Below are 26477 nucleotides of genomic sequence, written 5' to 3' on the forward strand. Positions count from 1 at the left end.
GTCAGTCGCAGCCTTCCAGCTTGCCCGTCAGGGGGTGGAAGGTCAGGCGGAGGTCCTCGGTGGGGGAGTCGAACCGGGCCTCGGTGGGAGTGGTCAGGGTCATGGTGCCGCGGACGTATTCGGGGCCGCGGTCGACGAACCTGGGGTGGTAGTTCGGCTGGACCTGGTCGGCCTGCCACGGGGAGCGGCCGAAGTCGGCGTACCGGATGCCGCATGACCTTGACGGGCCAACCCGGCTTTCGCGGTAAAAGCGGCGAATCCGGCGCGCAATGGGGTGCTGATACATATTCGCGGACATCGGTGCCACCCGTCCGTCGCCCGGCGCATCGGGGCACGTCAACGCGGTCGCCCGAAAAGTTTTCGGCCAGCGCTCACAGAAAGATGGCTGTCACTCTTGTAACAAGCGGCTCGAACGGCTGAAACGAACCGTTGACACGGCCGCAATGTGTTGCAACCATTCCCGAAAAGGTTTTCGACAATGGAGTTGGTGGTCGATGGCGGTGCGCCGGATGCTGGCCGTGCTCGTGGTGGCGGCCGTGGTCCTCGCCGGGTGCACGGCCGGCCCGAAGCCCACGCCGTCACCGCCCGTCGACGGCGCCGACAGCGGGGGCCGGCTCGCGCTGTGGACCCGGTCGCAGCTGGAGGTGCAGGCGACCCTGCTCGTCGACGCGTACAACGCGACCCACACCAACCAGGTCGAGCTGACCCTCGTGCCCGACCTGCCGGCCCGCGTCGACGCCGCCGCCGGCACCGGTGCGCTGCCCGACCTGGTCGCCGGGCCCGTCGGCGACGTGCCGGGCTGGACGGGTCGCGGGCTCTACCAGGACCTGGACGGCAGGATCGCGCGGCTGCCCTTCGCCGGGCAGCTCGACGAGCCGTCGGTGCGGGCCGGGACGAAGGACGGTGCCCGGCACGCGCTGCCGTTCGTGCTCAACCGGCTGGGTGCCGACGGCATCGGCATCACCCGCGACTCAAGGAAGGCCGACCAGGCCTGGAACTTCATCGCCTGGGTGCTCTCCGAGGAGGCCCAGATCCAGGTGCTCGCCCGCAACGGGGACGCGGTCGCGCGGGCCGACCTGCACGCCAACGAATTCGCAACCCCGCAGAAAGGTGCCAGCTCGTGAGATCCCGCGCCGCGGCCGCCGCCGCGATCGCCGGCCTGCTGCTGACCGCCCTCACCCCGGTGCCGGCGCACGCCGCACCCAACACCGCCACCCCCTACCCGACCTTCACCGGCAGCGCCGACCCCGTGCCGGACGAGCGGACCGGATACCACGCCCGCAACCAGCTCCAGGCGATCTTCGACGCCGACGTCGCGGCCGGGGCGGGATCCGCACCGGGCAACGACTTCTGGATCGACCGCATGCTCGCCCGGACCGGCAACCAGCCGGGCGGCTCCAACGGCGACGCCAACCAGTACCTGTTCAGCCGCGGCCGGGCCGCGTTCATGAAGACGCACGCCCCGGGCGTGCTCGGCTTCGGCGGCGAGGTCGCCTACATCGAGTCCATCGCGGGCGGCCAGGGCGCGTACACCATCACCGCCTCCGTCAACGGCGCCGACCTCGCGCTGACCGAGGACGTCACCGCGCGCCGGCAGACCCCGAGCTACTTCCGCACGGTGTTCACCAACGCGGCGAACGGGCTGCGGGTCACCGAGACGAAGTTCATCACCGACGCCAACGTCGCCGTGACGAACCTGGAGCTGGCCAGCACCAACGGCGCGGCCAAGACCGTCACCCTGACCGCGGGCTCGGCGTTCGCCAGGACGGTCGCGGACGACAGCGGCGAGCTGACCGGCGCGGCCCGCGCGTTCAACCAGCTCACCACGCTCTTCCCGCGCTTCTCCGGCGACGGGTTCGCGGCCGTCGACGGCACCCTCAGGCAGGCGGTCGCGGTCCCGGCGACCGGCGCCGCCACGACGAAGGTGCAGCTGGGCTTCGTCACCAGGGAGCAGCCGGCGTCGGCGGCGGAGTACGCGCGCTACCGGGCGCTGTCCCCGGCGGCGGCCTACACCGACCAGGTCACCCGGTACAACCGGTGGTGGGCCGACAACGTGCCCTACCTGGACACGCCCGAGAACAACATCGACAAGACGCTGTTCTACCGCTGGTGGCTCATGCGGTACAACTTCCTCGACGCCGACCTGCCCGGCAACGACTACCAGTTCCCGACGTCGATGGAGGGCGTGCTCGGCTACAACAACGCGATCGTGCTGACGGTCGGCATGTTCGTCGACGACCTCAAGTACTTCCGCGACCCCGTCTACTCCTACGGCCCGTGGGTCTCCGCCGGCGAGGTGTCGAAGAGCTCGAAGTACGTCGACAACCCCGGCGACCCGGCGAACTGGTCCAACTCCTACACCGAGTACATCTCCGAGGCCGCCTGGCGCTCGTACCAGCTGCACGGCGGGCCGAAGGCGATCGCCCGGAACCTCGCCGGCTACGCAGAGAACGACGTGAAGGGGCTGCAGCAGGCGTACGACTTCGACGGCAACGGCCTCATCGAGTACAACTGGGGCGCCATGACGGGCAACGACGCTGACGCGGTGTCGTTCCACTGGAAGCCCGGCTACATGGACCGCACCGAGAACGCGTACCTGTACTCCAACGCCAAGGCAGCCGCGGCCGCGTACCGCACCGCCGGCGACACGGCCAAGGCCGCGGAGATGGAGGCGTTCGCCGCCCGGATCAAGGCGGCCGTGCTGCAGTACCTGTGGGAGCCCGCCCGCACCACCCCCGACGAGATGGGGCTCAGCGGCAACCTGCTCAAGCACCGCCTGGTCACCGGCAACCAGCTCGTGCCGTGGAAGGAGATCAACAACTACTACCCGTTCTCGGTCGGGCTGATGCCGAAGCCGGGCGACGCCGACTACACCCAGCCCTACGTCGAGGCGCTGCGGCTGTTCGGCGACAGCGCGCAGTACCCCATCTTCCCGTTCACCACCGCCAACCAGGCCGACAAGGCCGCGGCCGCGGCGGCGGGGGAGCCGGGCAGCAACAACTTCTCCGTCATCAACTCCACGGTGACGTTCCGGATGCTGTCGTCGGTACTGCGGAACTACCCGACGAGCGCCATCGACGCCTCCTGGTACAAGAAGCTGCTGTACTGGAACGCCTGGGCGCAGTACCAGAACAACGGCGACAACCGCTACCCGGACCAGAACGAGTTCTGGGCCGACGGCTCGGCGGGCGCCGGGACGATCGGCTACCGCTCCTGGATCCACCACACGATCCTGGGCGCCACCAACTTCACCGTCATCGAGGACGCGATGGGCCTGCGCCCGCGCGCCGACGCGAAGGTGGAGCTCGACCCGATCGACATCGGCTGGGACCACTTCACCGCCAACAACATCCGCTACCGCGACCGCGATCTCAGCATCGTCTGGGACGCGCCCGGCGGCACGCGGTACTACGGCACCGACGTCCCGGAGGGCTACTCCGTCTACCTGGACGGGCAGCTCGCGTTCACCGCGGACCGCCTCGGCAAGCTCGTCTACGACCCGGCCACCGGCACGGTCGAGGCCGCGCCCGGCGTGCAGGTGCTCGCCCACACGGCGATCGCGGTGAAGGCGCCGCAGGACGTCACCTACGCCGCCGACGCGCGGATCGTCGACGTGATGGCCAAGGCGGGCGCCGACATCAGCCCCGCCAGCACCGGCTCGGAGAACTTCGCCCAGGGCCGCCCGGCCACCGCGACGTTCTCGGCGGCGGGCCGCGCCCCGGCCGGCGCTGTCAACGGCACGACCGTCAACGAGCCCTTCTGGGGCACCGCCGGGTCGCCCAACGCGACCGACTCGATCGACGTCGACCTGCAGGGCGAGCGGTCGGTCGACGACGTGCGGGTGTACTTCTACAACACCACGACGACCGCGACGGTCCAGGGCTACGCGCCGCCGGCCCAGTTCACGGTGTCGTACGACGACGGCTCCGGCTGGAAGCTGGTCCCGCAGGAGTTCCGGGCGCCCGCGTACCCGCGCGGCAACCTCAACCAGGTCCGGTTCCCCGCCGTCACGGCGAAGAAGCTGCGCATCACCGTGCAGCACGCGCCGGGCGCGAAGACCGGCGTCAAGGAGGTGCAGGCGTTCGGCACCGGCGTCGCGGCACCGGCGGCCGTGAACCACCCGCCGCTGGCCGACGCGTGGCTGGACTCCTCCTACAGCCAGGCCGGCTCGGCCCGGCTCATCGGCCTCGCCCAGGACGACGGCGACCCGGGCGCGGCGCTGACCTCGGCGTGGACGGTCGCCGACGCACCCGACGGCGGCTCCGTCGCCTTCGACCCCGCGAACGCGCCCGGCACCGTGGCCCGCTTCACGAAGTCCGGCCGGTACACGCTGCGCCTGACCGTCTCCAACGGCCAGGCGACGTCCACCAAGGACGTCGTGGTCAACGCGACCGCCCTCGCCGAGGGCGAGATCAACGTGGCGTCGACCGCGACCCCGTCGGCGAGCTTCACGGCCGGCTGGAACGCCGTCAACGCCGTCAACGACGGCAAGCCCGCCCTCTTCAGCGGCGGCGCGCAGACCGACCTGTGGGGCACGTGGACCGGCAGCGAGCCGGCCACCCGCTGGCTGCAGTACGACTTCCCGTCGGCGGTGCGGGTCGACCGCGCCTCGATCGACTTCTGGTCCGACAGCACCACCGGCGGATCCGGCGTCGCGGTGCCGAGGTCGTGGAAGCTGCAGTACTGGGACGGCACCGCCTGGCAGGACGTGACCAACGCGGCCGGCTTCGACCCGGCGGTGCGCGGACGGACCAACCCGGTCACGTTCGACCCGGTCACCACCACCCGGCTGCGGGCCACGTTCAACGCGCTGCCCAACGCCGCCGGCACCGCGTACTCGGCGGTCGGCGTCTCCGAGTGGCGGGTCTTCGCCGCCGCCGCGAGCTCCGTGCGGGGCGTCGACGCGCGGACCCAGGTCGGCGTCGTGCCCACCCTGCCGTCCACGGTGGACGTCACCTACGCCGACGGCACCACGCTGCCGGTCGCGGTGGCCTGGGGCGCGGTCGACCCGGCGAAGGTGGCGGCGGTCGGCGACTTCACGGTCTCCGGCTTCGTCGCCGGCACCACGCTCACCGCCACCGCCCACGTCTGGGTGCGCGGCCCCGACCCGGTGCAGATCAACACCATCGACCCGGTCGCCGTGCAGACCAAGGTGGGCGTCGCCCCACGGCTGCCGGCCGGGGTCACCGTCGGGTACAACGACGGCTCCCGGCAGAGCGGCATCGCGGTCACCTGGGCGGCGATCGACCCCGCGAAGTACGCCGCGGCCGGCACCTTCGAGGTGAGCGGCCAGGTCGCCGGCACCGACAAGACGGCCACCGCGACCGTCACCGTCGGCAGCGGCGGGCCCAGCGACACCGCCCCGCCGGTCGCGGCGCTGGCCGCCGACCCGGCCCCGGCGAGCGGCTGGACGACGGCCAACGTCACGGTGACCGCCACCGCGACCGACAACGCCGACCCGTCGCCGAAGCTCGAGCTCGCCGTCGGCGCCGGCGCGTTCCAGGCGTACACCGGACCGGTCACGATCACGGCGGAGGGCTCGACGACCGTGCGGGCACGCGCCACCGACAAGGCCGGCAACGTCTCCGCGGTGACCGAGCGGGCGGTCGGCATCGACCGGACCGCGCCGACCGCCTCCGCGGCGCTCGACACGGCCAGCCGCGCCGTGAGCATCACCGGCGCCGACGCGCTGTCCGGCGTCGGGGCGGTCCAGTTCCGGCTCACCGTCGGCGGCGTGGTGACCCAGGACTGGACGGCCGCGAGCGGCGCCGTCCCGATCGGCTCGCCGGCCACCACGGTCGACTACCGGGCCGTGGACAAGGCCGGCAACACCTCCGCCGTCGGCACGCTGCAGGTCGCGGCGGGCCAGGCGCCGGTGAACGTGGCCCGCACGGCGACGGCGTCCGCGTCGTACACCCCGGGCTGGCTCACCGCCGACAACCTCAACGACGGGGTCCAGCCCACGGGGCCGGTCGGGCCGAACACCGACGTGTGGAACACCTGGCCGCAGGTCGGCGAGCAGTGGATCCAGCTGGACTGGTCCGGGCCGGTCACCGTCGACCGCTCGCGGATCTGGTTCACCCAGGACGTCGACGAGTCCGGCGCCGGGGTGGCCCCGCCGAGCGGCTGGAGGCTGCAGTACTGGACCGCCGCCGGCGCCTGGGCCGACGTCGAGCAGCCCACGGCGTACGGCACCTCCGCCACCGAGTGGAACACCGTGACGTTCAAGGCGGTCACGACCACGAAGCTGCGGGCGCTGCTGACCGCGAGCGGGACCGAGGAGGGCAAGGGCGCACCCGGCGTCCAGGAGTGGGAGGTGTACGACGTGCCGGGCACCCCGGCGCCGCAGTACCACGTCGAGGTCCAGGCGAAGACGCAGTGCATCGCCGGCACCGCCTACGTGTCCGTCACCGCCCGCAACGCCGACAGCCAGTCGCTCACCGTCGAGCTGGTCACGCCGTACGGGACGCGGACGGTGACCGGGGTCGCCCCGGGCAAGACCGCCTACCAGTCGTTCAACGCCCGCGCCGCCGCGGTGCCGGCCGGCACCGTCACGGTGAAGGTCACCGGCTCCGGCGGCAGCGCCGAGATCAAGGCCCCCTACACCGCCTCCACCTGTTAGGACGGCAACTCTTGAAACCCCTCCGCCTCGCGGCGGTGGCGGGGATCGTGCTGGCCGGGCTGCTCGTCAGCCCGGCCGGCCCGGCCCACGCCGCCGGATCCTCCACGTTCACGCACCAGTTCACGCATCAGGGCAACCCGATCCTGGCCGACGGCAGCTACTACTCGGCCGACCCGGCCCCGCTGGTCGCCGGCGACGACCTGTACATCTTCACCGGCCACGACGAGGCCGGGCCGACCACCAACGACTTCCAGATGAACGAGTGGGGCGCGTTCCGCACCGCTGACGTCCAGAGTGGACAGTGGACCCACTTCCCGTCGCTGGCCCGCCCGGAGACGCTGTTCGCGTGGGCCACGCCCGGGCGGGCGTACGCCGGGCAGGCCGTCCAGGGCCCCGACGGGCGCTACTACTGGTACCTGCCGGTCAGCGAGCGCACCAGCACCGCCGCCGACAAGTTCGCGATCGGCCTGGCCGTGTCCGACGGCCCGGCCGGCCCGTGGACCGACTACCTCGGCGGCCCGCTCATCTCGCAGCGGGTGCCCACCGCCAACGACATCCAGAACATCGACCCGACCGTCCTCGTCGAGAACGGCCACGTCTACGTCTACTGGGGCACCTTCGGCCAGCTGCGGATGCTCGAGTACGCCGCCGACATGAAGACCCCGGTCGGCACCCAGCGGACCGTCACCGGGCTCACCGGCTTCTTCGAGGCGCCGTGGCTCTTCGCCCGCAACGGCACGTACTACCTGGCCTACGCCGGCAACAACGCCGGCCCGACCTCGCCGTGCACGCCGGCGAACTACCACGCCTGCATCGCCTACGCGACCGCGTCGTCGCCGGCCGGCCCGTGGACCTACCGCGGCACCGTGCTCGCGCCGGTGTCCTCGACGACCAGCCATCCGGGCATCATCCAGTTCAAGGGCCAGTGGTACATCACGTACCACACCGCGGACGCCGCCGGCGGCGGGCACTTCCGCCGCTCCGTCGCCATCGACCCGGTGGAGTGGGACGACACCCAGTCCCCGCCGCGGATGAAACCGGTCGTCCAGACGCCGGTCAGGCAGCGCGACCGCACCCCGCGGGCGAACATCGCCCAGGAGGCGAAGGTCACCGTCTCCAACGACCCGGTGCCGACCCAGTACTGGGTGAAGGCGCTCAACGACGAGATCGTGCGCGCCAACCCACTCCCGCCGGACATGTGGGGCACCTGGACCGGCAACAACCCCGCGCAGCAGTGGGTGCAGTACACGTGGGACCAGCCGATGCGGGTCAGCGGCTCGCAGATCGACTTCTGGAACGACCAGCCGCAGGGCAGCGGCGTCGGCGTCGCCGCCCCGGCGCGGTGGCGGATCCAGTACTGGGACCTCGCCGCCGGGCAGTGGGCCGACGTGCCCAACCCCAGCGGATACCCCACGTCGACCGCCGGCCCGCAGACCACCACGTTCGACCCGGTCACCACCACCCAGGTGCGGGCCACGTTCGACGCCTCGACCAACGGCAGCACCTACTCGGCCGTCGCCGTCGAGGAGTGGAAGGTCCTCGCCGCACAGCCGGCGCAGGTCGCCGCGCCGGCGGTCACCGTCGAGGTCGGCGAGACCGAGCTGCCCGGCACCGTCCCGGTCACCTTCGGCGCCGAGACGCTGCGGGTGCCGGTGTACTGGGACCCGGTCACCGCCGCCGACGTCGCCGAGCCGCGCCGGTTCACGGTGCAGGGCACGGTGCTCGGGTACGCCGCCGGGAAGGTCACGGCCGAGGTCACCGTGGTCTCGCCCGGCGACACCGCCGGGGACGTGACGGCGCCGGCGGTGACGCTCACCCCGAGCGGCAGCGCCGGGACCGGCGGCTGGTTCCGCTCCGCGGTCAAGGTGCGGGTCGCGGCCGCCGACGACCGCGGCGGGCGGATGACGCTGGAGTCCATCGTGGACGGTGGCACCCCGGTGAGCGCGTCGCCGGTGCGGTACACCGACGTCACCGTGACCGGCGACGGGCAGCACACCGTCACCGCGACCGCCACCGACCGGGCCGGGAACGTCTCCGCCCCGGCGAGCCTGCCGGTGCGCATCGACGCCACCGCGCCCGACGGCACGGCCACCGTCGACGGCCGGTCGGTGACGCTCGCCGCGTCCGACGCCACCTCCGGCGTGGCCCGCATCGAGTACGCGGTCGACACCGGCGCGTGGACGGCCTACACCGGCCCGATCGCCGCGCCCGACGCCGCGAAGCACACGGTGTCGTTCCGGGCCGTGGACAACGCCGGCAACGTCGAGCCCGCGAAGACGGCCACCATCCCGGCCGACCTGTCCGGGCCGCTGTCCGGCAACGTCGCCGCGATCGCGACGCCGGCGGCGTCGTACACCGCGGCGTGGAACAGCGTCGCCGCGCTCAACGACAACGCCGACCCGGCCGTCCCGGCCCAGGCCCAGCTCTGGGGCACCTGGTCCGGCAGCCGCCCGGCGACGCAGTGGGTGCAGTACGAGTGGGCGCGGCCGATCCGGCTCACCGGCGCCGAGCTGAAGTTCTGGAAGGACTCCGCGCGCGGCACCGGCGACGGCGTCGCCGAACCCGACGGGTGGAAGCTGCAGTACTGGGACGGCACCGCCTGGCTCGACGTCGCCGCCGCCGGCGCCTACGGCACGTCCACGACGGCGTTCAACACCGTGTCGTTCACCCCGGTGACGACCAGCCGGCTGCGGGCGACCGTCAACGCCAACGGCAACGGCACCACGTTCTCCGCGGTGGCCGTCACCGAATGGCGGGTCTTCGCCGACGACCCCGGCGCCCAGCCGGTCACCGTCCCGATCACCGTGACCGTCCAGCCCCGGTGCATCGCCGGCGCCGCGTACCTCGCCGTGCAGGCGCGCAACGACCACGACGCGGCGGTGCGCATCGCCGTCGAGTCCGCCTACGGCACCCGGACGTTCCCGGCCGTCGCCCCGGGCGCCAACGCCTACCAGTCCTTCGCGGTCCGCGCCGCGTCGGTCCCGGCCGGCACCGTCACCGTCCGCGCCACCGGCACCGTCGGCGGGGCGGCCGTCACGACCACCGTCACCGCCGATCACGGCACCCTCACCTGTTAGGAGCAGCATGAACGCACGCGCTCGACTGCACGTGGCCACCGCGGCCGCGGTGCTGGCCGGGACCGCCGCCTTCCCCGGCGTCGCCGCGGCGGATCCCGGGGACTCCAGCGACATCCAGGTCTCCGTCGACATCCCCGTCATCCACCAGCCCGGCGTGCTGGCCCTCACCGTCGCCGGCAACGCCGTCACCCTGTCGGAGAACGGCTCCACCGCCCTGGTGCGGCAGTTCACCGGCACCCTGCCGACGGTCACCGTCACCGACACCCGCACCGCGCAGGAGATCCCGGCCGGGGCCGCGTGGGCGGTGCTGGGCACGTCGAGCGACTTCGCCGGCACGGCCGGGCAGCCCGTGATCTCCGCCGGTCACCTCGGCTGGCGGCCGCGGCTGATCGACGGTGGCGGCACCGGTCAGGTCGCGGAGGGCGAGGAGGTCGTGACCGTGCTGGACGACCCGACCCAGCCGGGCAACAACGTCGGCCTCACCGACCAGGAGCTGCTGGTGTCCACGTACGACTCGGCGGCGGTCACCGGCGGCTCGTACGACGTGAACGCCGACCTGTTCCTGCGCACCCCGGCCGGCGTCGCCGCGGGCTCCTACCACGCGACCGTGACCATCTCCCTGTTCGAGTAGATGTCTCCCCGTCACGCGCGCCGGACCGCGGCGGTGCTCGCCGCGGTCCTGGCCGTGCCCCTCTCCGTGCCCCTGCTACCGGCCCCGGCGTTCGCCGATGCCGTCACGTGGACGGTGCAGCCGGCCACCGAGGCCGGCCCCGACGGCCGCCGCTGGGTCGAGCGGACCCTCGACCCGGGCCAGGCCGTCACCGAGCACCTGGCCGTGCGCAACATCGGCACGGCGTCGACCGTCTTCGCCCTGACCGCCGCCGACGGTTACCTCACCGACAAGGGCCGCTTCAACATGCTCCCCGCCGACCAGCGGTCCAAGGACGGCGGCACCTGGATCACCGTGCAGCGCAGCGTCACCGTCGGCCCCAACGAGACCAAGGTGGTGCCCTTCACCATCACGGTGCCCCGCGACGCCGCCCCGGGCGACCACCCGGCCGGCATCGCCGCGTCGGTGCTCAGCAGCTCCGGCACGGTGTCGGTGGACAGCCGGGTCGGCTTCCGGGTGATGCTGCGGGCCAGCGGCACCGTCACCCCGGCGGTCGCCGCCGGCCGCCTCACCGTGCGCTACGAACGGTCGTGGAACCCGCTGCGCTCCGGGACCGTCCACATCGGATACTCCACCACCAACACCGGCAACGTCCGGGTCGAGCCGCACGCCCGCGCCGAGGTCTCGGAGCTGTTCGGGGCCAACGTCCGGGCCGGCGACGCCGGCGGCGGCGAGCTGCTGCCCGGCGGCGCCCGCTCCGACGGGGCGACCGTCCACGGCGTGTGGGCGCTGGGCCGCGTCCGGACCGCGGTCACCGTCACCGGCGCCGGCCCGCCCGTCACCGTCGCGGTGAGCTCCTGGCTCGTGCCGTGGCCGCAGCTGCTCGTCGTCCTGACACTCGTCGCGCTGGTCCTCGCCTGGCGCCTGCTCCGCCGCCGCTTCGACCGGCTGCTGGAGCGGGCCCGCCAGGAAGGCCGGCGCTCCGCGGAAGGAAGTACATGACCGCCTTCAACCGCCGCACGTTGCTGCGGACCTCGGCGCTGGGCGCCGCGACCGCCGCGCTCGCACCGGAGCTCGCCGCGGCGCCCGCGTCGGCCGGGCCGGCGCCGCAGACCGCCGCTGCCGCCGTGCCGCCCCAGCCCGGGCCCGGCGGCACCGCGCCAGTCCGCCCGTTCCAGCTCGGTGAGGTCCGGCTCGGCGCCGGGCTGCTGCAGGAGAAGCGCGACCGCACGAAGGCGTTCCTGCGCGCCTACGACGAGCGCCGGTTCCTGGTGCTGTTCAACAACCAGGCGGGCCGGCCGAACCCGGCGGGCGTCGCGGTGCCGGGCGGCTGGGAGGACGGCGGGCTGCTCAGCGGCCACTGGGCCGGGCACCACATGACCGCGCTCGCGCAGGCGTACGCCGACCAGGGCGAGGCCGTCTACAAGTCCAAGCTCGACTGGATGGTGGGCGAGCTGGCCGCGTGCCAGGCCGCCATCACCGCCCGGATGGGCACCGAGCCGGGCGGCGGCGGGGAGCAGCCGCCGCCGTCGATCGGGCGGGTGCCGGGCCGCTTCGGCACCGCGCTCAAGCTCAACGGCACCAGCAAGGCGCAGTACTGCACCCTGCCCCAGGAGGCGATCAACCAGCTCACCGACTTCACCATCGCGGTCTGGGTCAACCTCGCCTCCACGGCCGGCTGGACCCGGCTCTTCGACTTCGGCCAGAGCACCGCCGTGAACATGTTCCTGACCCCGCGGGCGGGCGTCACCGGCAACGTGCCGCGCTTCGCCATCACCGTCGGCGGCTCCGGGCAGGAGCAGCGGATCAACGGCTCCGCCGCGCTGCCGGTCAACCAGTGGGTGCACCTCGCGGTGACACTGTCGGGCACGACCGGCACGCTGTACGTGGACGGGCAGCCGGCCGGCACCAACACCGCCATGACGCTCAACCCGACCAGCCTCGGCAACCCGGGCAACCGGTGGATCGGGCGGTCGCAGTACGGCGACCCGTTCCTGGACGCCACCCTCGACGAGCTGCACATCTTCGACCGGGCGCTGAGCCAGGCCGAGCTGGCGACGCTGCTGGAGTCCCCGGCCGGGAGCACCGGCGGCGGCAACATCGCGTGGTACCGGTTCGAGGAGACCGGCGGCACCGCGCTCAAGGACGCCTCGCCCAACGGCCGCGACGCCGGCATCGTGGCCGCCTCGACGGCCGGTGCCGCGGACTGGGTGCCGACCTTCGCGGGCTACCTCGGCGCGATCCCGGAGGACGCGGTGCTGCGCCTCGGCCCGCCCCGCTGGGCGGTCTACGGCGGCAACGCCGAGACGAACACGTGGGCGCCCTGGTACACCCAGCACAAGATCATGCGCGGGCTGCTCGACGCGTACTACCACACCGGCAACGCCCAGGCCCTCGAGGTCGTCACGAAGATGGCCGACTGGGCGCACCTCGCGCTCACCGTCGGGGACAAGAACCACCCCGGCTACCCGGGCCCGCTGACCCGCGACGACCTCAACTACATGTGGGACCTGTACATCGGCGGCGAGTTCGGCGGCGCCAACGAGGTCTTCCCCGAGATCCACCAGCTCACCGGCGACGACCGGCACCTGCAGACGGCGAAGTGCTTCGACAACCGCGAGTCGCTCTTCGGCGCGTGCGTCGAGGACCGCGACATCCTCGTCGTGACCCCGCAGCAGCGGCCGGGCCGCCGCCGCGCCGAGCGCCTGCACGCCAACACCCACGTGCCGCAGTTCATCGGCTACCTGCGGGTCTTCGAGCAGGGCGGGGGAGCGGAGTACTTCACCGCCGCCAAGAACTTCTACGGCATGGTGGTGCCGCACCGCATGTTCGCCCACGGCGGCACCGGCGGCAACTACCCGGGCTCCAACAACAACCTCGAGCTGTTCCAGAACCGCGGCAACATCGCCAACGCGGTGGCGACCAGCGGCGCGGAGACCTGCACGACGTACAACGTGATGAAGCTGGCCCGCAACCTGTTCCTGCACGAGCAGGACCCCGCGTACATGGACTACTACGAGCGCGCCCTGCTGAACATGATCCCCGGGTCGCGGGCCGACACCGCGTCCACCGGTGACCCGCAGGTGACCTACTTCCAGCCGGTCGCCTCCGGCACCGTGCGCAGCTACGGCAACACCGGCACCTGCTGCGGCGGCACCGGGCTGGAGACCCACACCAAGTACCAGGAGGGCATCTACCTCAAGTCGGCCGACGGCGGCACGCTGTGGGTCAACCTCTACCTGCCCTCGACGCTCACCTGGGCCGAGAAGGGCTTTACCGTCACGCAGGCGACGGCGTTCCCGCGCGAGGACCGCACCAGGCTGACGGTCGACGGCACCGGGCCGCTCGACCTGCGGCTGCGGGTGCCGGGCTGGGCACGGCGCGGCTTCACCGTCACCGTCAACGGCGCCGACCAGCACGTGGACGCGCGGCCCGGCTCGTACGTGACGCTGCACCGCACCTGGAGCCCCGGCGACGTGGTGGAGATCCGGATGCCCTTCAGCGTCCGCGTCGAGCGGGCCGCCGACCGGCCCGACACGCAGGCGCTGTTCTGGGGGCCGCTGCTGCTGCAGATCCTCGGCAACCCGGGCGGCGGGGCGTGGCGGGAGCTGTCGCTGTACAGCTTCCTGAAGCGCGACGGCGACTACAGCCGCGCCGCCGTCACGGCCGGGGCGGTCACCGCGGCCGGCGACCAGACGTTCGCGGCGGGCGGGTTCACCCTGCGGCCCTACCACATCGCCGACGGGCAGGCCGCGTCGTCGTACTTCCGGCGGGTCGAGCCGACGATCGTCTTCGGCTCGGCCGACACCGGCGTGCCCAACCGCAGGCGCGACGACGGGCTGCCGCGCTACGACGTGCCCGTCACCGGCGTCACGTCGCCCGGCACCGACGGCCCGACGTTCCTGGACCTGCTGTGGGACCGGGCGCCGTTCGCGACGCACGCACAGTTCGTCGCCGCCGTCACCGAGCTCGCCGGGGCGCTGCTGAGCGCGGCGGAGCGGGACACGGTGCTGGCGGCGGCGGTCGCGGCCGAGCGGGATCTGGCGACCGGGCCGGCGCTCGCCGTCGAGGTCGAGGCGCGCATGCAGCGCATCGGCGCGACGGTGTTCGTGTCGGTCAACGCGCGCAACGCCGACCGGGTGCCGCTCACGTTGGAGCTCGTCACGGTGTACGGGTCGCGCACGGTCACCGGGGTGGCGCCCGGCAGGTCGGCGTACCAGTCGTTCAACTCCCGCCTCGCGTCGGTCCCGGCCGGCACGGTGACGGTCAGGGCCACCGGCGTGGTCGACGGGCAGACGGTCACGGCGCAGGTCGAGGCCGCGTACACCTGATGAAAGTTTCGGGCCCCGGGACGCGCACGGCGGGCGTCCCGGGGCCTTCGTATTGCCGCCGGGGTGCGGCTTAAGGGTCCGAAAAGCAACCGCAAAAGGAGACTTCAGTTGCTCCGAAAAGGTTTTCGGGGCAGGGTGTGTTGCCATGACCCCCATCAATCTCCGATCGCGCCGGCTGTGGCTGGCGCCGCTGGTCGCGCTCGTCGTGATCGCCGGGGTGCTCGTCGCCCTGCAGACCCGGCCGGCCGCCGCCGCCGCGAAGTCGCTCTACATCCCCGCCCGCTGGACCCAGACCGGCGAGGTGCCGTGGGCCCAGAACCGCACCCGGGAGTCGACGAACTTCATCCTGCTGTGGGGCGAGAAGTCGGGCACCAACCCCGCCTCGGCGCCCTCGCCGTACAACTTCGACCCGAACAGCATCATCGCCCAGCTGGAGAACCTGTACTCGTTCTACGTGAACACGATGCAGTTCACGCCGGAGCAGGGGCTGCTCGCCCAGTACAAGATCATCGTGATCGTCACGAACACGTGGAACCGCACCGAGCTCAACGCCTGGGCGACCGGCGGCTCCGTCGACGGCAAGGTCGGCGTCATCAACATCGACCCCAAGGCCGCGCTGCCCGGCTCCTGGGGCCTCGCGCACGAGCTCGGGCACGTGTTCCAGAACTACACGTTCCTGGGCCGCTCCGGGTACGGCTTCACCGACGCCAGCGCGGGCACCTTCTGGGAGACCAGCGCGGAGTTCATGGCCATGCAGGCGCTGCCCACCACCGCCGCGGGCGACCTGAGCCGCTGGCTGCGCTCGGAGAACCTGTACTACAGCTCCAGCCGCCACCACTACGGCAACTGGATGCTGATGCAGTACATCAAGGACCGCGACGGCCTCGCGATGTTCAACCGCATCTGGAACGAGGCCCGCAACAACGAGCATCCACTGGAGACGTACCGGCGGATCACCGGCATCACCCAGGCGGAGCTGAACCGGCGCGTGGGCGAATACGCGACCCGCACCGTGACCTACGACTTCGGCAACAAGTCGACGCTGATGCCGTTCATCAACGGGGTGTACGGCGCCGGCTTCCTCAACAACGCCTACAACGGCGGCAGCGTCGAGGCGGTCGACGCCTCGCTCGGCCACTACCGCATCAACGCCCGCGTCGCCCCGTCCGACTACGGCTTCAACAAGATCAAGCTGGTGGCCGCGGCCGACGGCGGGCTCGTCAAGGTCCGGCTCAAGGGCCACGCCGAGACCGGCGCCACCGGCTGGACCTTCGGCCTCGTCGCCGTGCGCAACGGCACGCCGCGGTACTCGCCGCTGACGACCGGCACCGACGGCCAGATCGACTTCCAGCTGCAGGCCGGCGAGCGCGAGGTGTGGCTCGTCGTCACCGGCACCCCGTCCGCCGTGCCGCACTACGCGTTCCTCGACGGCTACAACAAGGCGCGGCGCTTCCCGTACGAGTTCCGCGTCGCCGGCGCGGCGCCGTCAGGGTTCGAGCCCGGCTACGTGAAGCCGGCCGCCACCAACGGCGGGCACTGGCACAGCAACGGCGGCGGCTGGGTCGCCGGCAACGCCAACGTCGCCGCCACCGCCTACGTCGGGCCGAAGGCGGCGGTCTTCGCCGGCACGGTCACCGGCAACGCCCGCATCGAAGGCCTCGGCTGGGTCAACGGCGGCACCGTCGGCGGCACCGCCGTCGTCAAGGACAACGCGCTCATCCAGAACGGCGCCAACCTCTCCGGCAGCGTCGTGGTCGGCGGCGACGCCGAGTTCGCGATCGCCTGCTCGTCGGGCACCTACCTGGCGTTCAACCCGGACCGCCGCTGCGACGGCGCCGGCGGCGAGGCCGACGTGAACCCGTCGTTCAGCGCGTTCCCGAGCGCGGACCTCGCCATCGGCGGCACCACCCCGCCCCCGCCGACCGGCGGCGTCAACGTGGCCGGCTCCGCGACGCCGTCGGCGTCCTACACCTCGGCGTGGGAGTCGGTCGCCGCCATCAACGACGGCATCGACCCGCCGTCGTCCAACGACACCGTCAACCGCCGCTGGGGCACCTGGCCCAACAGCGGCCAGCAGTGGGCGGAGCTCACCTGGCCGAGCGCCGTGCAGCTCAACAAGGCGCAGGTGTACCTCTTCGACGACAACCAGGGCATCGACCTGCCGTCGAGCTGGAAGCTGCAGTACTGGACCGGCAGCGCCTACGCCGACGTGCCGGGCGCGTCCGCCTACACCGTGACCGCGAACGCGTACAACACGGTCACGTTCACCGCGGTGAGCACCACCCGGCTGCGCGTGGTGCTGCAGTCCAACGGCACCAGCTCGGTCGGGCTGCTGGAGGTGAAGGCCTTCACCGCCTGACGCTCAGTCGAGGCCGGTTTTGCCGGCCGCCCAGTACGCCTTGCCGGTCACCTTGGCGGGCGGCGCGGACCACGTGCGGATCTCCCGCCGCACGGCGTGGACCGTGGCCGCGTTGCCCGTCACGACCAGCCGGTACGGCCCCGCCATGCCGGCCCCGACGGTCCGCAGCCGGTCGAGCAGCGCGGCCGGCTCGCAGACCTCGGCGCCCGGCCGCAGGCCCTCCAGCGCCGCCGGCCGCTCCGCCTCGAACAGGCAGGTGAGCGCCGCACCCGTGGTCTCGAACGCCCGGGCCAGCGCCACGCTGGTGGCGTCGCCGACGAACAGGACCGGGTCCCCGGCGGCCGGCGGATCGATCGACCGGCGCGGCCCCATCAGCTTGACCCGGTCGCCGGCCTGGACCCGCCGGAACCAGACGCTCGCCGGCCCGTCGCCGTGCAGGTAGGCGAGCAGACTGGTCCGCCCTCCGTCGACGTCCCAGCTCGTGGGCGTGAACGTGCGCAGCCCCCGACCGGCCCCCGGCGGGCGGATCTGCACCTTGGCCCCGGCCGCCCACTTGGCGGCCCGGAACGCCGGCGCCACGAGGTCGACCCGGACGAAGTCGTCGCCGACCCCGTCGACGGCCGCGACCTCGGCCTCCGTCAGCAGGGCGGCCTCGGCCATGTCGATCAGACGACCCGCGATCCCCACAGGGGCTCCTCCCACTCCGGTGCTTGCCCGTATCTTGCAGCACCCGCCCGACGGGGCGTTCAGCGACGGCCTTGACTTTTGTGTCGTGCTGATTAACGCTATATATCAAGTCAGATCTGAATAGATATTCATGCCGCGCGCGTGGCACTGAAGACCGATGACCGTCCCAGGCGGGCATTCCCCCTGGGGTTCGAGGAGGATCTGTTGCGAAAACTTCCTGGTCCGACCGCAGGGCGCCGCATGCGCCGGCCCGCGCTGCGCACCATGACGGCAGCCGTGCTCGCGGGAGTCATGATCGCGGCCAGCGGCGCATCCGCGTTCGCCGGCGACGCTGACAGCCAGCCCGGCGGTGAAAACGCCAAGCCCCGCGTCATCCTCATGCACGACCCGGAGCTCGACGACCAGAACACGCTCGTGCGCTATCTGATGTACAGCAACGAGTTCGACACCGAGGGCCTCGTCTACTCCAGCAGCGGTGTGCACTGGGCCGGCGACGGCAAGGGCACGCTGTGGCACGTGGCGGGGCGTGAGTACACCCGGTTCGGGCTGAACATCTGCCCGTGCACATCGTGGCGCTGGAAGCCGGGCGAGCGGTTCATCGACGATGCGGTCGACATCTACGCGCAGGTCTACCCCAACCTGCGCAAGCACGCCGGCGGCTACCCCTCGCCCAAGGAACTGCAGTCGAAGATCTACACCGGGAACATCGAGTTCGACGGTGACATCTCCAAGGACTCGCCCGGCTCGGACCTGATCAGGAAGAGCCTGCTCGACAACCGTCCCGGCCCCGTCTACCTGCTCACCGGCGCCGGCCAGAGCACGATCGCCAGGGCACTGAAGTCCATCAAGGACGAGTACGAGAACACGCCGCAGTGGGCGCAGATCTCCACGAAGGTGTCGCAGAAGGCGATCATCCAGTCGTTCGGCGACCAGGACGGCACCTACGCCGGCTACATCGGCAAGAACTGGCCCGGCATCGAGTTCCGTCAGATGTCGACCAGCATCTGGGGCTACGGTGCCCGCAACGCCGTGCTTCCCCAGGACGCGAAGTACCTGTCCGCCGAATGGACCAAGGCGAACGTGTCCGACGTAGGACCGTTCGGCGCCTACTACCGGGTCTGGGGCGACGGCAAGCAGATGGTCCCCGGCGACATCTTCGACCACTTCGGCTTCTCCGGGCTCACCACCGAACAGCTCAAGGCGATGGGGTACGTCGTCTGGACACCCCCGCAGGCGAAGGGCTCCTGGATCTCCGAGGGCGACACGTCGATCTTCATGAACCTCATCGACAACGGTCTGCGCGGATACGTCGATGCCGGCTACGGCGGCTGGGGCGGGCGCAAGGGAAGCGACACCGATCCGAACGGCGTCCCGTCGGGCAACTACGCCGCCAGCCGCTGGTTCGGCACGGCTCAGCAGGACTTCGCCGCCAGGCTGCAGTGGACCGTGGCCGCGCGCTACTCGGAGGCCAACCACGAGCCGACGGCCAAGGTCGCCGGCCAGGTGGACCGCACCGTCTCGCGCGGTCAGACGGTCACGCTCACCGGCCTCACCGGCGACCCGGACCGGGACCAGGTCACCAGCAGCTGGTGGCAGTACGCGGACGCCGACACCTACCCGGGAACCGTCACGATCAACCAGGTCCCCGGCGGACAGCAGCAGCACGTCGTGAAGGTCCGTGTCCCGGACGATGCCGCACCCGGCCAGACGATCCACCTCATCCTCCAGGTGACGGACAACGGATCGCCGGCGCTGACGTCGTACCAGCGCGTCGTGCTCACCGTCAGCGGCTGAACCACAAGCCGTCCCACCACCCGTAAGGATCAGGCAGCGGCCTGACCCGACGGCCGGTCGCGCATCAGCCGCGACCGGCCGTCGTGGTCGCGGTTCCGGCTCCCGTGCCGGTGGTATTGGATACGGGGCATGGGACTTGCCAAGGCCCGGCGGATCGCGGCGCGGGCGCACCGGGGACAGCTGTTCGCCGGTGGTGGGCTGCTGCTCGGCCATCTCGAACGCGTGGACCGGATCCTTGCCGGGCCCGGTGCAGGGGCGGACGCGACCGTCCGGCAGGCGGCATTGCTGCACCTCGTGCCCGGACGTGGCGTGTCCGCCGTGGACCTGGCCCGTGCGGGGGTACCGCAGCGGGTCGTCCACCTCGTCGAGGCCATGTCGTGGCGCCCGGGGGACGACCGGGCGCGGTTCACGGAGCGGCTCGTGCGGACGCCCGGGGCGGCGGCGATCCGGCACGCGGTGCTCACGGACCTGCACGACCACCTCGCCGGGCAGCACGCCTACGAGTGGTGGCGGGAGCAGCACGTCCGTCTCGCTGATGCGCTCGGCCTGCCGCACCCGCCGGAGCCCGCGGACGAGACGGTGGCGCCTGAGCCGCCGGGCCGGGACGGGCACCTCGGCGGCTACGCGCGGCGCCTCGCCGCGATCGGCACCGACGAGGCACTGACGACGCTGCTCGCGGCGTACGAGGCGGAGAAGGCCGGACCGGCGCGGTCATGCTGCCTCAGCGAGTTGCGCTCCGGCGTGTACGCCATCGCCACCCGGCCCGAGACGGCGTCGCGCCGGCTCGCCGTCGCGTGGTGGGACTCGGCCGACTTGTGGGAGCGCATGGTTGCCGTGATGACCCAGGTGGCGAGCGGCGAACCGGTGGACAGTGACCGGCTGCTGGACGTCGTCGAGCGGGAGACGGGATGGCTGGCCGTGGCCGCGATCCGGGGGCTGACCGGGCCGGCCGGCGACCGGGAGCTCCGCCTGCTTGCCGCGGCCGCTGCGACCGCCAGGCCGGAGGACCGGTGGGTCCGCCGTGCGGCGGTGGCCCGGCTGCGGGCGGTCGGCGGGCCGGCGGCCGAGGCCGCGCTGCACGGCCGGTTCCTCGATCCGCACGAACCACCGTGGCGGGACGATCCGGGCTGGCTCACCGAGCACGGGGCCGGACATGTCGCGTTCTTCATCGAGAAGACCACGGATCCGGCGTGGGCGGAGTCGGCGCCCCACGCGCTCGGCGAGCTCCGCGCGGTCGAGGCGGTGCCCGCCCTGTGCCGGATGGCGCGGGAGGCGCGGTGGGTGCCGATCGCCCTCATCGCGGCGCTCGGGAAGATCGGTGCACCCGACGCCGTGCCGACGCTGACCGACCTGGCCGGGCACGCGCGCGCCGACGTCCGCGACCACAGCCTCCGGGCGCTGGCACACATCGACGACCCCCGGGTGCCCGACGTCGCCCTCGCGACCTGCGACGATCCGGACCCCGCGGTCCGTGACCGGGCTGCCCGGTTGCTCACCCGCACCGGCGACCGGCGGCACGTCGGCGGGCTGATCAGGCTGTGCGACACCGCGCACGCCGGCCGGGCGGCGGCGGCGCTGGGCCGCATCGGCGATCCGGCGGCGGTGCCGACGTTGCGGCACGTGTTCCTGACCTCGCCGGACGCCGCGGTCTGGCGCGCCGCCGGCCGCGCGCTCGCCGCCATCCCCGACGCCGCGAGGCACTGGTACGGGGTGTCCGGCAGCGACATCTTCCGGCAACGCGCGTACATCTGGATCCTGGGTCACCAGCAGGGCTCGGAGGTGCGTGACCAGCTCGCCGGCGCGCTCACCCACGAGGACCCGGGCATGCGGGCGAACGCGGCCGCCGCGGTGGCCCGCCGCGCCGACCGGGACCACCTGCCCGCCGTCCGCGCCCTGCTCGACGATCCGGCGCCGCGGGTGCGGGCCAGGGCCGCCGCGGCGCTGCGGGCGCTGGCCGACCCCGACGCCCGCGACCGCCTCGAAGCGCTCCGGTCCTCGGATCCGGACCCGCGGGTCCGCTCCGCCGCGTCCGCCGCCGGACGAGTGGACCCGGACCGCTGACCTGCCGCTCGGCAACGGCGCCGCGGACAAGACCCGGCTGCGGACCACGGCCGTGGTGCTACTGCAGCGCGCTGAGGATCGCCACGGAGGCACCCGTCGCCTGCGCCGCCCGCAGAGCAGTGTGTCCGTGGCCATCCGGCACGGTGGGGTCGACGCCGGCCGCCCGCAGCCGCCGGATCAGGGCGACGTCGCCGATGAGGTGGGCCATGTGCAGCAGTGATCGGCGCTGCACGCCGCGGACACCGCGAGGGTCGACCCCGGCGTCCAGCAGCCGGTGCACCTCGGCGACGTCGCCGTGGCCGGCCGCGAGCAGCATGTGGCGGGCGACCGTCCGGATCTGCCGCGGCAACGGTCCGGTCCGGGCCGACCAGTTGTCCAGCACGGCGAAGCAGCCTGCTGACCTGCCGCCCAGCGCTTGCAGGGCGCGTTCGCGGCGCACGTCGTCCGGGGTGTGGCTCAACGCCTCCAACCTGCCGTCGCGCCACCCCACGTAGTGCCGCCGGTGGCCGCACTGGACGTGGATGCGCTCGGGCACCCGCACACCGGCCGCCGGGACGTACGGAGTGTCCGGGGCGTCCGGGAACATCGCGGCGCGTACCAGCGGATGCACGGCGCTGATGGGCAGCCACCCGCGGCGCAGCGCCTCGACGAACCACGGCAGGTTCATGGCGGTCTCCAGCACCGCAGGCAGGCGCTGCGCCCGGCGCCATCTGTCCACCCGCAGCACCGCGCCCGTGCCGGGGCCCAGCGTGAGCGTCAAAGCCTGTTCCGGCAACTGCGGCAGCCGGGTCACCAGGACGGTGCCCGACCTCGTGCCGGCGCCGAGCAGGTCCCAGGCGGCCGGCACGACCAGGCTCATCCGGAGGAACGGGTACATCGCCCCGGGAGCGTTGAACGCCGCCGTGACCGTCGGGTCGATCTCGACCCCGGCCGCACGCCATCCGGCGACGCGGTCGTCGAGGAGCAGCCGCTGCTCCCACTCGGCGCTCGCCGCACGGTCGTCAATCGGCGGCGCAGCCTGCGGCAGGTCCCCGTGGTCCAGGCGGCGGCCGTCGCGGTGGAAGCCGGGTGTGCGGTCGCCGCCGCCCAGCCGGTGCAGCAGCCGCGTGGCGTGGCGCGCGTCCCACAGATGCCGGCTGCTGTCCCACCGGCTGCGCACCCAGGCGGTGTCCGTCGACAGCCGCAGCCGGTGCGGCCCGTACGTCTCGAAGTGGGGATGCACGACGAGCGCCAGTCCTCTGGGGTACTGCGCCAGCAGCAGTGGCAACTGGACGCCGCGCGCGAACTTCAGGCCACCGTCGAGCAGATGCCAGCGGAGCAGATCCGGCGCCAGGTGCCGCAGGTCGTCCAGCATCCGGGGCTCCCACGCGAGCACCGACGCGTCGACCTCGACGCCGGCCGCCGCGCACGCGCCCTGCCAGTCGCCCGCGAGCCGGCGTTCGGTGGCGGCCCGCACGGCGGCCGCCGGAAGGTCGTACCTGCGCAGCACCGGCTCGGTCAGCGCCATCAGCGTCCCCCGGACACGCGACGACAGGACGATGACGGGCGGCCGGATTCGAACCGGCGTCCTCAGGAATTGCAGTCCCGCCGCGACGACCTCTGCGCTACACCCGTCGCGGCGCATGCTACCGGCCGGCGAGCACCGGCCGGGACACCGCGCTCAGCGGAGCCGATGCGCTACGGACGGTGCACCCTTGGCCGCGAAACCAGTAGCATCGGCGCACCGATCGATGCGCGGCGACAGGGAGACGACATGTCCACTGCCAACCAGCTCGCTGAAGACCTGCTCGACGTGATGCTCGACGTGTTCCCCATCGGCGCCTCCCTGCTCGGCATCCCCGGCCGCGACGACCAGATGCGGGACTACAGCGAGGCCGGCGACGCCGCGATCAGGGACCGCGCGCTCGCGATCGCCGCCCGTGCCGGGGCGCTGGACCCCGCCGGTCTCAGCGACGACGACCAGCTCACCCTCGGCGTCGTCCTGCAGCAGGCGCAGTCCATCGTGGACACCGTGGACCTGCGCTCCACCGAGTATGCGATCACCGACACCTGGACCGCGCCGGCCGCGGCGCTGCTGGTCCAGCTGCCGATGGTCGGGCTGACCGACGCCACACGCGCCGACGGCTATCTCGCCCGGCTCGGGAAGCTGCCGGAGGCGTTCGCGCAGATCGCCCAGCGCCACCGAGACGGCATCGCCGCCGGCCGGCGGCCGGTCCGGCGCCTTGTCGAAGGTGCCGTCGCGCACCTCGACCGCTACCTGGCCAACGCCGACGGCGACCCGCTGCGCAAGCCCGCGCCGGCCGAGGACAACGGGTTCGCCGCCGAACGTGACCGGCTGATCGACGAGGTCGTCCGGCCCGCCGTCGCCGCCTACCGCGACACGCTCGCCACCGAGATCGCCCCCGCCTCCCGCGGCCTGGAGGAGGCCGGCCTGTGCTTCCTGCCCGGCGGCGACGAGCTGTACCTGCGCCAGGTGCGCCTGCACACCACCACCGACCGCACACCCGACGAGCTGCACCGCATCGGCCTCGACCTGATCGCCGGGCTCGCCAGGGAGTTCGCGGAGATCGGCGCGGAGGCGTTCGGCACCTCCGACACCGCCGACGTGCTGCACCGTCTGCGCACCGACCCGGCGCTGCGCTGGCGCGACGGCGACGAGCTCCTCGACGCGGCGCGCGACGCGATCGAGCGCGCCGAGAAGGCCGCACCCGAGTGGTTCGGCACGCTGCCGGCGCAGCGGTGCACGGTCGCGCCGGTCCCCGCCGACGAGGCTCCCGGCGCTCCCGCCGCGTACTACCTGGCCCCGGCGATCGACGGCAGCCGCCCAGGTATCTACTTCGCCAACACCTTCCAGCCCGGCGACCGCGACCGCACGGTCGCCGAGGCGACCGCCTTCCACGAGGCCGTCCCCGGCCACCACCTGCAGATCAGCCTCGCGCAGGAGCTGACCGGCCTGCCGCTGCTGCGGCGCATCGCGCAGTTCACCGCCTATGGCGAGGGCTGGGGGCTGTACGCGGAGCGCCTCGCCGACGAGATGGGCCTCTACTCCAGCCCGCTCACCCGGCTCGGCATGCTCGCCACCGACTCGATGCGCGCCGCCCGTCTCGTCGTGGACACCGGTATCCACGCGAAGGGCTGGAGCCGCCAGCAGGTCGTGGACTACCTACGGGCCAACACCGCCATGGCGGAGGTCGAGATCCAGTCCGAGACCGACCGGTACATCGCCGACCCCGGCCAGGCCCTCGCGTACATGGTGGGCCGCCTGGAGATCCAGCGGCTCCGCGAGCAGGCCCGTGCCACGATGGGCGACCGGTTCGACATCCGCGCCTTCCACGACACCGTCCTCACCTCCGGCCCGCTGCCCCTCGGCACCCTCGCCGAGCGCGTCCAACGCTGGGCGGCGTAAGCGGGCACGCACGGCTACTCGCGGGTGGGTCCGATCGGGATGGGCAGGGTGGCGGCGACGCGTTTCACCAGCTTGACCGGGTCGGCCCAGCCGGGGACCAGGGCCTGCAGGAGTTCGACGGCGGTCTGGCCGTTGGAGGCCGCGGCCGGGGAGTACTTGAGCAGCTGCCAGCCGGCGCGGCGGGGCGGGTCGTCGCGGGGTTCGGTGGGGTACTGCCAGCCCTGGTTGGTGCCGAAGAACAGGTGCTCGTCGCCGACCGGGAGGACGCCGCGGATGCCCCAGTTGCAGGCGTTGTTGAACCCGGTGGTGGTGAGCGGCCAGGCGGGGCTGTCGGCGTCGTCGAACACCCAGACCTGCCCGGCGGTGCGGTTGTCCCGCAACACCAGCCGGGCCGCCAGCTGCCGCCACATCGTGGTCTCCACCGCGGTGACGGGCCGGCCGACGAGCTGCGAGAGTATCCCGGTGGCCGGGTTGAGGGTGATGTCGCGGAACACCCGTTCGGCGTTGAAGGTGCCGAGGTACAGCTTGCCGCGGAAGACGGCCGCACCCCAGCCGACGTAGTCGTTGAACCGGTTGCCGAACCCGCCGCCGCCGAACTTCGGATCCTGGTGCAGCAGGTTGTCCTGCTGCCGCCAGTCGCTGGTGCCAGGGTCGTAGACCCAGTAGCGGCGCTCCCCGTAGAGGAGCTCGACCTGCTGGTTCAGCTCACCGGGGTCCTTGATCCGGTACACCACCCCGCCGGGCGAGCTGCGCAGGTAGGCCCCGACCCGCTGCCCGGCGCGCCGGTCTCGGCCAGACCGACCCCGAAGTAGAGCCGGCCGTCGGCGACGACGAAGTTCTTGATGTTGTCCCACTCCGGGAACCGCTGCCAGCCCAGGAACGTGCCGTCGACGTGGTACGCCAGCAGCATCACGACGCCGCTGGCCTGCGCCCCGCCGGTGAGCGCGGTCTCGATCCCGCCGAGCAGCACCACGTCACCGATCGATCCGGCCGCCCGGAGCCCGACGACCCGGTTGAGGTCGGGGCACTGGTCCTCGTCGGGGGTACGGTTGGTGGCCGTGCCGGACGCGATGTCGTACTGCCACACCTGCACCGGCACCGCATCACCGGCGACGCTCTGCGCCGGCGGGATGTCGTGGACGGCGTTGTAAGAGGAGGCGAACTCGCAGCTGACGGTGTCCGGGTCGTCCCACGGCTGCACCGGCGGGGTCAGGCCCGAGCCGGCGAACTCCCCGGCCAGGGTCGCGATCCCGCCGGCGGTCGCGTTGGACACCGTGCCCCACCACACGCTGCGCTGGGCCTCGTCCGCGGTGAACGCCCACACGTAGCCCTGCACCGTCTGTGCGCGGGCACCCTCCGGGGCGCCTTCACCGGCCTCGATCGGACGGGTCGGCTGCCCCAGCCCGAACCACCACCGGTCCGGCTGCGCCTGCGCCGCGACCGTCACCCCGTTGCGGCGGTCCTCGCCCGGCACCACCGGCCGGGTGTCAAGCATCGTCGAACGCATACCGCCTCCAGCACAGACCTGCC

General features: G+C 72.7%; 15 protein-coding genes and 1 tRNA gene. 10 read left to right on the forward strand and 6 right to left on the reverse strand.

Translation table 11 applies throughout. From position 1 onward, the window contains the following. Nucleotide 1: 1 nt before the first annotated feature. The gene (locus AB0J72_RS43400; RefSeq protein ID WP_363410740.1) at nucleotides 2–298 is read right to left on the reverse strand and encodes a hypothetical protein; all 297 of its coding nucleotides are present in this window, start codon (nucleotides 296–298) and stop codon (nucleotides 2–4) included. 196 nt (nucleotides 299–494) lie between these two features. On the opposite strand from AB0J72_RS43400, the gene AB0J72_RS43405 reads away from it, so the two are divergent. The 7 genes from AB0J72_RS43405 (at nucleotide 495) to AB0J72_RS43435 (ending at nucleotide 16999) form a co-directional block, all read left to right on the forward strand. Further along, nucleotides 495–1124 (forward strand): hypothetical protein, encoded by a 630-nt coding sequence (locus AB0J72_RS43405; protein WP_363410743.1) that lies wholly within the window; start codon nucleotides 495–497, stop codon nucleotides 1122–1124. Then, nucleotides 1121–6622, forward strand: a complete 5502-nt coding sequence (locus AB0J72_RS43410) for an Ig-like domain-containing protein (RefSeq protein WP_363410746.1) — start codon at nucleotides 1121–1123, stop codon at nucleotides 6620–6622. Before AB0J72_RS43405 ends, AB0J72_RS43410 begins: the two co-directional genes overlap by 4 nt. A gap of 11 nt (nucleotides 6623–6633) precedes the next feature. Next, a complete protein-coding gene (locus AB0J72_RS43415) occupies nucleotides 6634–9699 on the forward strand; it encodes a family 43 glycosylhydrolase (protein WP_363410749.1) in 3066 nt (1021 codons plus the stop codon). A gap of 7 nt (nucleotides 9700–9706) precedes the next feature. Continuing rightward, nucleotides 9707–10330, forward strand: a complete 624-nt coding sequence (locus tag AB0J72_RS43420; RefSeq protein ID WP_363410752.1) for a hypothetical protein — start codon at nucleotides 9707–9709, stop codon at nucleotides 10328–10330. Next, complete coding sequence (locus tag AB0J72_RS43425) at nucleotides 10331–11311, forward strand: hypothetical protein (protein ID WP_363410755.1); 981 nt, start codon at nucleotides 10331–10333, stop codon at nucleotides 11309–11311. Continuing rightward, on the forward strand, nucleotides 11308–14640 hold the full coding sequence (locus AB0J72_RS43430; RefSeq protein ID WP_363410758.1) for a beta-L-arabinofuranosidase domain-containing protein: 3333 nt from the start codon (nucleotides 11308–11310) through the stop codon (nucleotides 14638–14640). Before AB0J72_RS43425 ends, AB0J72_RS43430 begins: the two co-directional genes overlap by 4 nt. A gap of 145 nt (nucleotides 14641–14785) precedes the next feature. Next, nucleotides 14786–16999 (forward strand): DUF6055 domain-containing protein, encoded by a 2214-nt coding sequence (locus tag AB0J72_RS43435; protein ID WP_363410761.1) that lies wholly within the window; start codon nucleotides 14786–14788, stop codon nucleotides 16997–16999. A gap of 3 nt (nucleotides 17000–17002) precedes the next feature. Here the strand turns inward: AB0J72_RS43435 and AB0J72_RS43440 are convergent, their stop codons facing one another. Beyond that, a complete protein-coding gene (locus AB0J72_RS43440; protein WP_363410764.1) occupies nucleotides 17003–17686 on the reverse strand; it encodes a siderophore-interacting protein in 684 nt (227 codons plus the stop codon). A gap of 264 nt (nucleotides 17687–17950) precedes the next feature. Between AB0J72_RS43440 and AB0J72_RS43445 the strand changes: the two genes are divergently transcribed. Then, nucleotides 17951–19480 (forward strand): nucleoside hydrolase-like domain-containing protein, encoded by a 1530-nt coding sequence (locus tag AB0J72_RS43445; RefSeq protein ID WP_363410767.1) that lies wholly within the window; start codon nucleotides 17951–17953, stop codon nucleotides 19478–19480. A 129-nt stretch (nucleotides 19481–19609) separates the two neighbouring features. Beyond that, nucleotides 19610–21541 (forward strand): HEAT repeat domain-containing protein, encoded by a 1932-nt coding sequence (locus AB0J72_RS43450; protein ID WP_363410770.1) that lies wholly within the window; start codon nucleotides 19610–19612, stop codon nucleotides 21539–21541. Between the two features lie 58 nt (nucleotides 21542–21599). Here AB0J72_RS43450 and AB0J72_RS43455 read toward each other — a convergent pair whose 3' ends face one another. Further along, a complete protein-coding gene (locus AB0J72_RS43455; RefSeq protein ID WP_363410773.1) occupies nucleotides 21600–23048 on the reverse strand; it encodes a hypothetical protein in 1449 nt (482 codons plus the stop codon). A 33-nt stretch (nucleotides 23049–23081) separates the two neighbouring features. Next, a tRNA-Cys gene (locus AB0J72_RS43460) sits at nucleotides 23082–23155 on the reverse strand. A 139-nt stretch (nucleotides 23156–23294) separates the two neighbouring features. Between AB0J72_RS43460 and AB0J72_RS43465 the strand changes: the two genes are divergently transcribed. Continuing rightward, nucleotides 23295–24947 carry a DUF885 domain-containing protein gene (locus AB0J72_RS43465; protein WP_363410776.1) on the forward strand — a complete coding sequence of 551 codons (1653 nt, stop codon included), beginning with the start codon at nucleotides 23295–23297 and terminating at the stop codon, nucleotides 24945–24947. Nucleotides 24948–24961: 14 nt separating this feature from the next. Here AB0J72_RS43465 and AB0J72_RS43470 read toward each other — a convergent pair whose 3' ends face one another. Beyond that, nucleotides 24962–25678 carry a hypothetical protein gene (locus AB0J72_RS43470; protein ID WP_363410779.1) on the reverse strand — a complete coding sequence of 239 codons (717 nt, stop codon included), beginning with the start codon at nucleotides 25676–25678 and terminating at the stop codon, nucleotides 24962–24964. After that, the gene (locus tag AB0J72_RS43475) at nucleotides 25648–26442 is read right to left on the reverse strand and encodes a hypothetical protein (protein ID WP_363410782.1); all 795 of its coding nucleotides are present in this window, start codon (nucleotides 26440–26442) and stop codon (nucleotides 25648–25650) included. Before AB0J72_RS43475 ends, AB0J72_RS43470 begins: the two co-directional genes overlap by 31 nt. Nucleotides 26443–26477: the final 35 nt, after the last annotated feature.

The organism is Dactylosporangium sp. NPDC049742 (genome assembly GCF_040674675.1).
Lineage (GTDB): Bacteria > Actinomycetota > Actinomycetes > Mycobacteriales > Micromonosporaceae > Dactylosporangium > Dactylosporangium maewongense.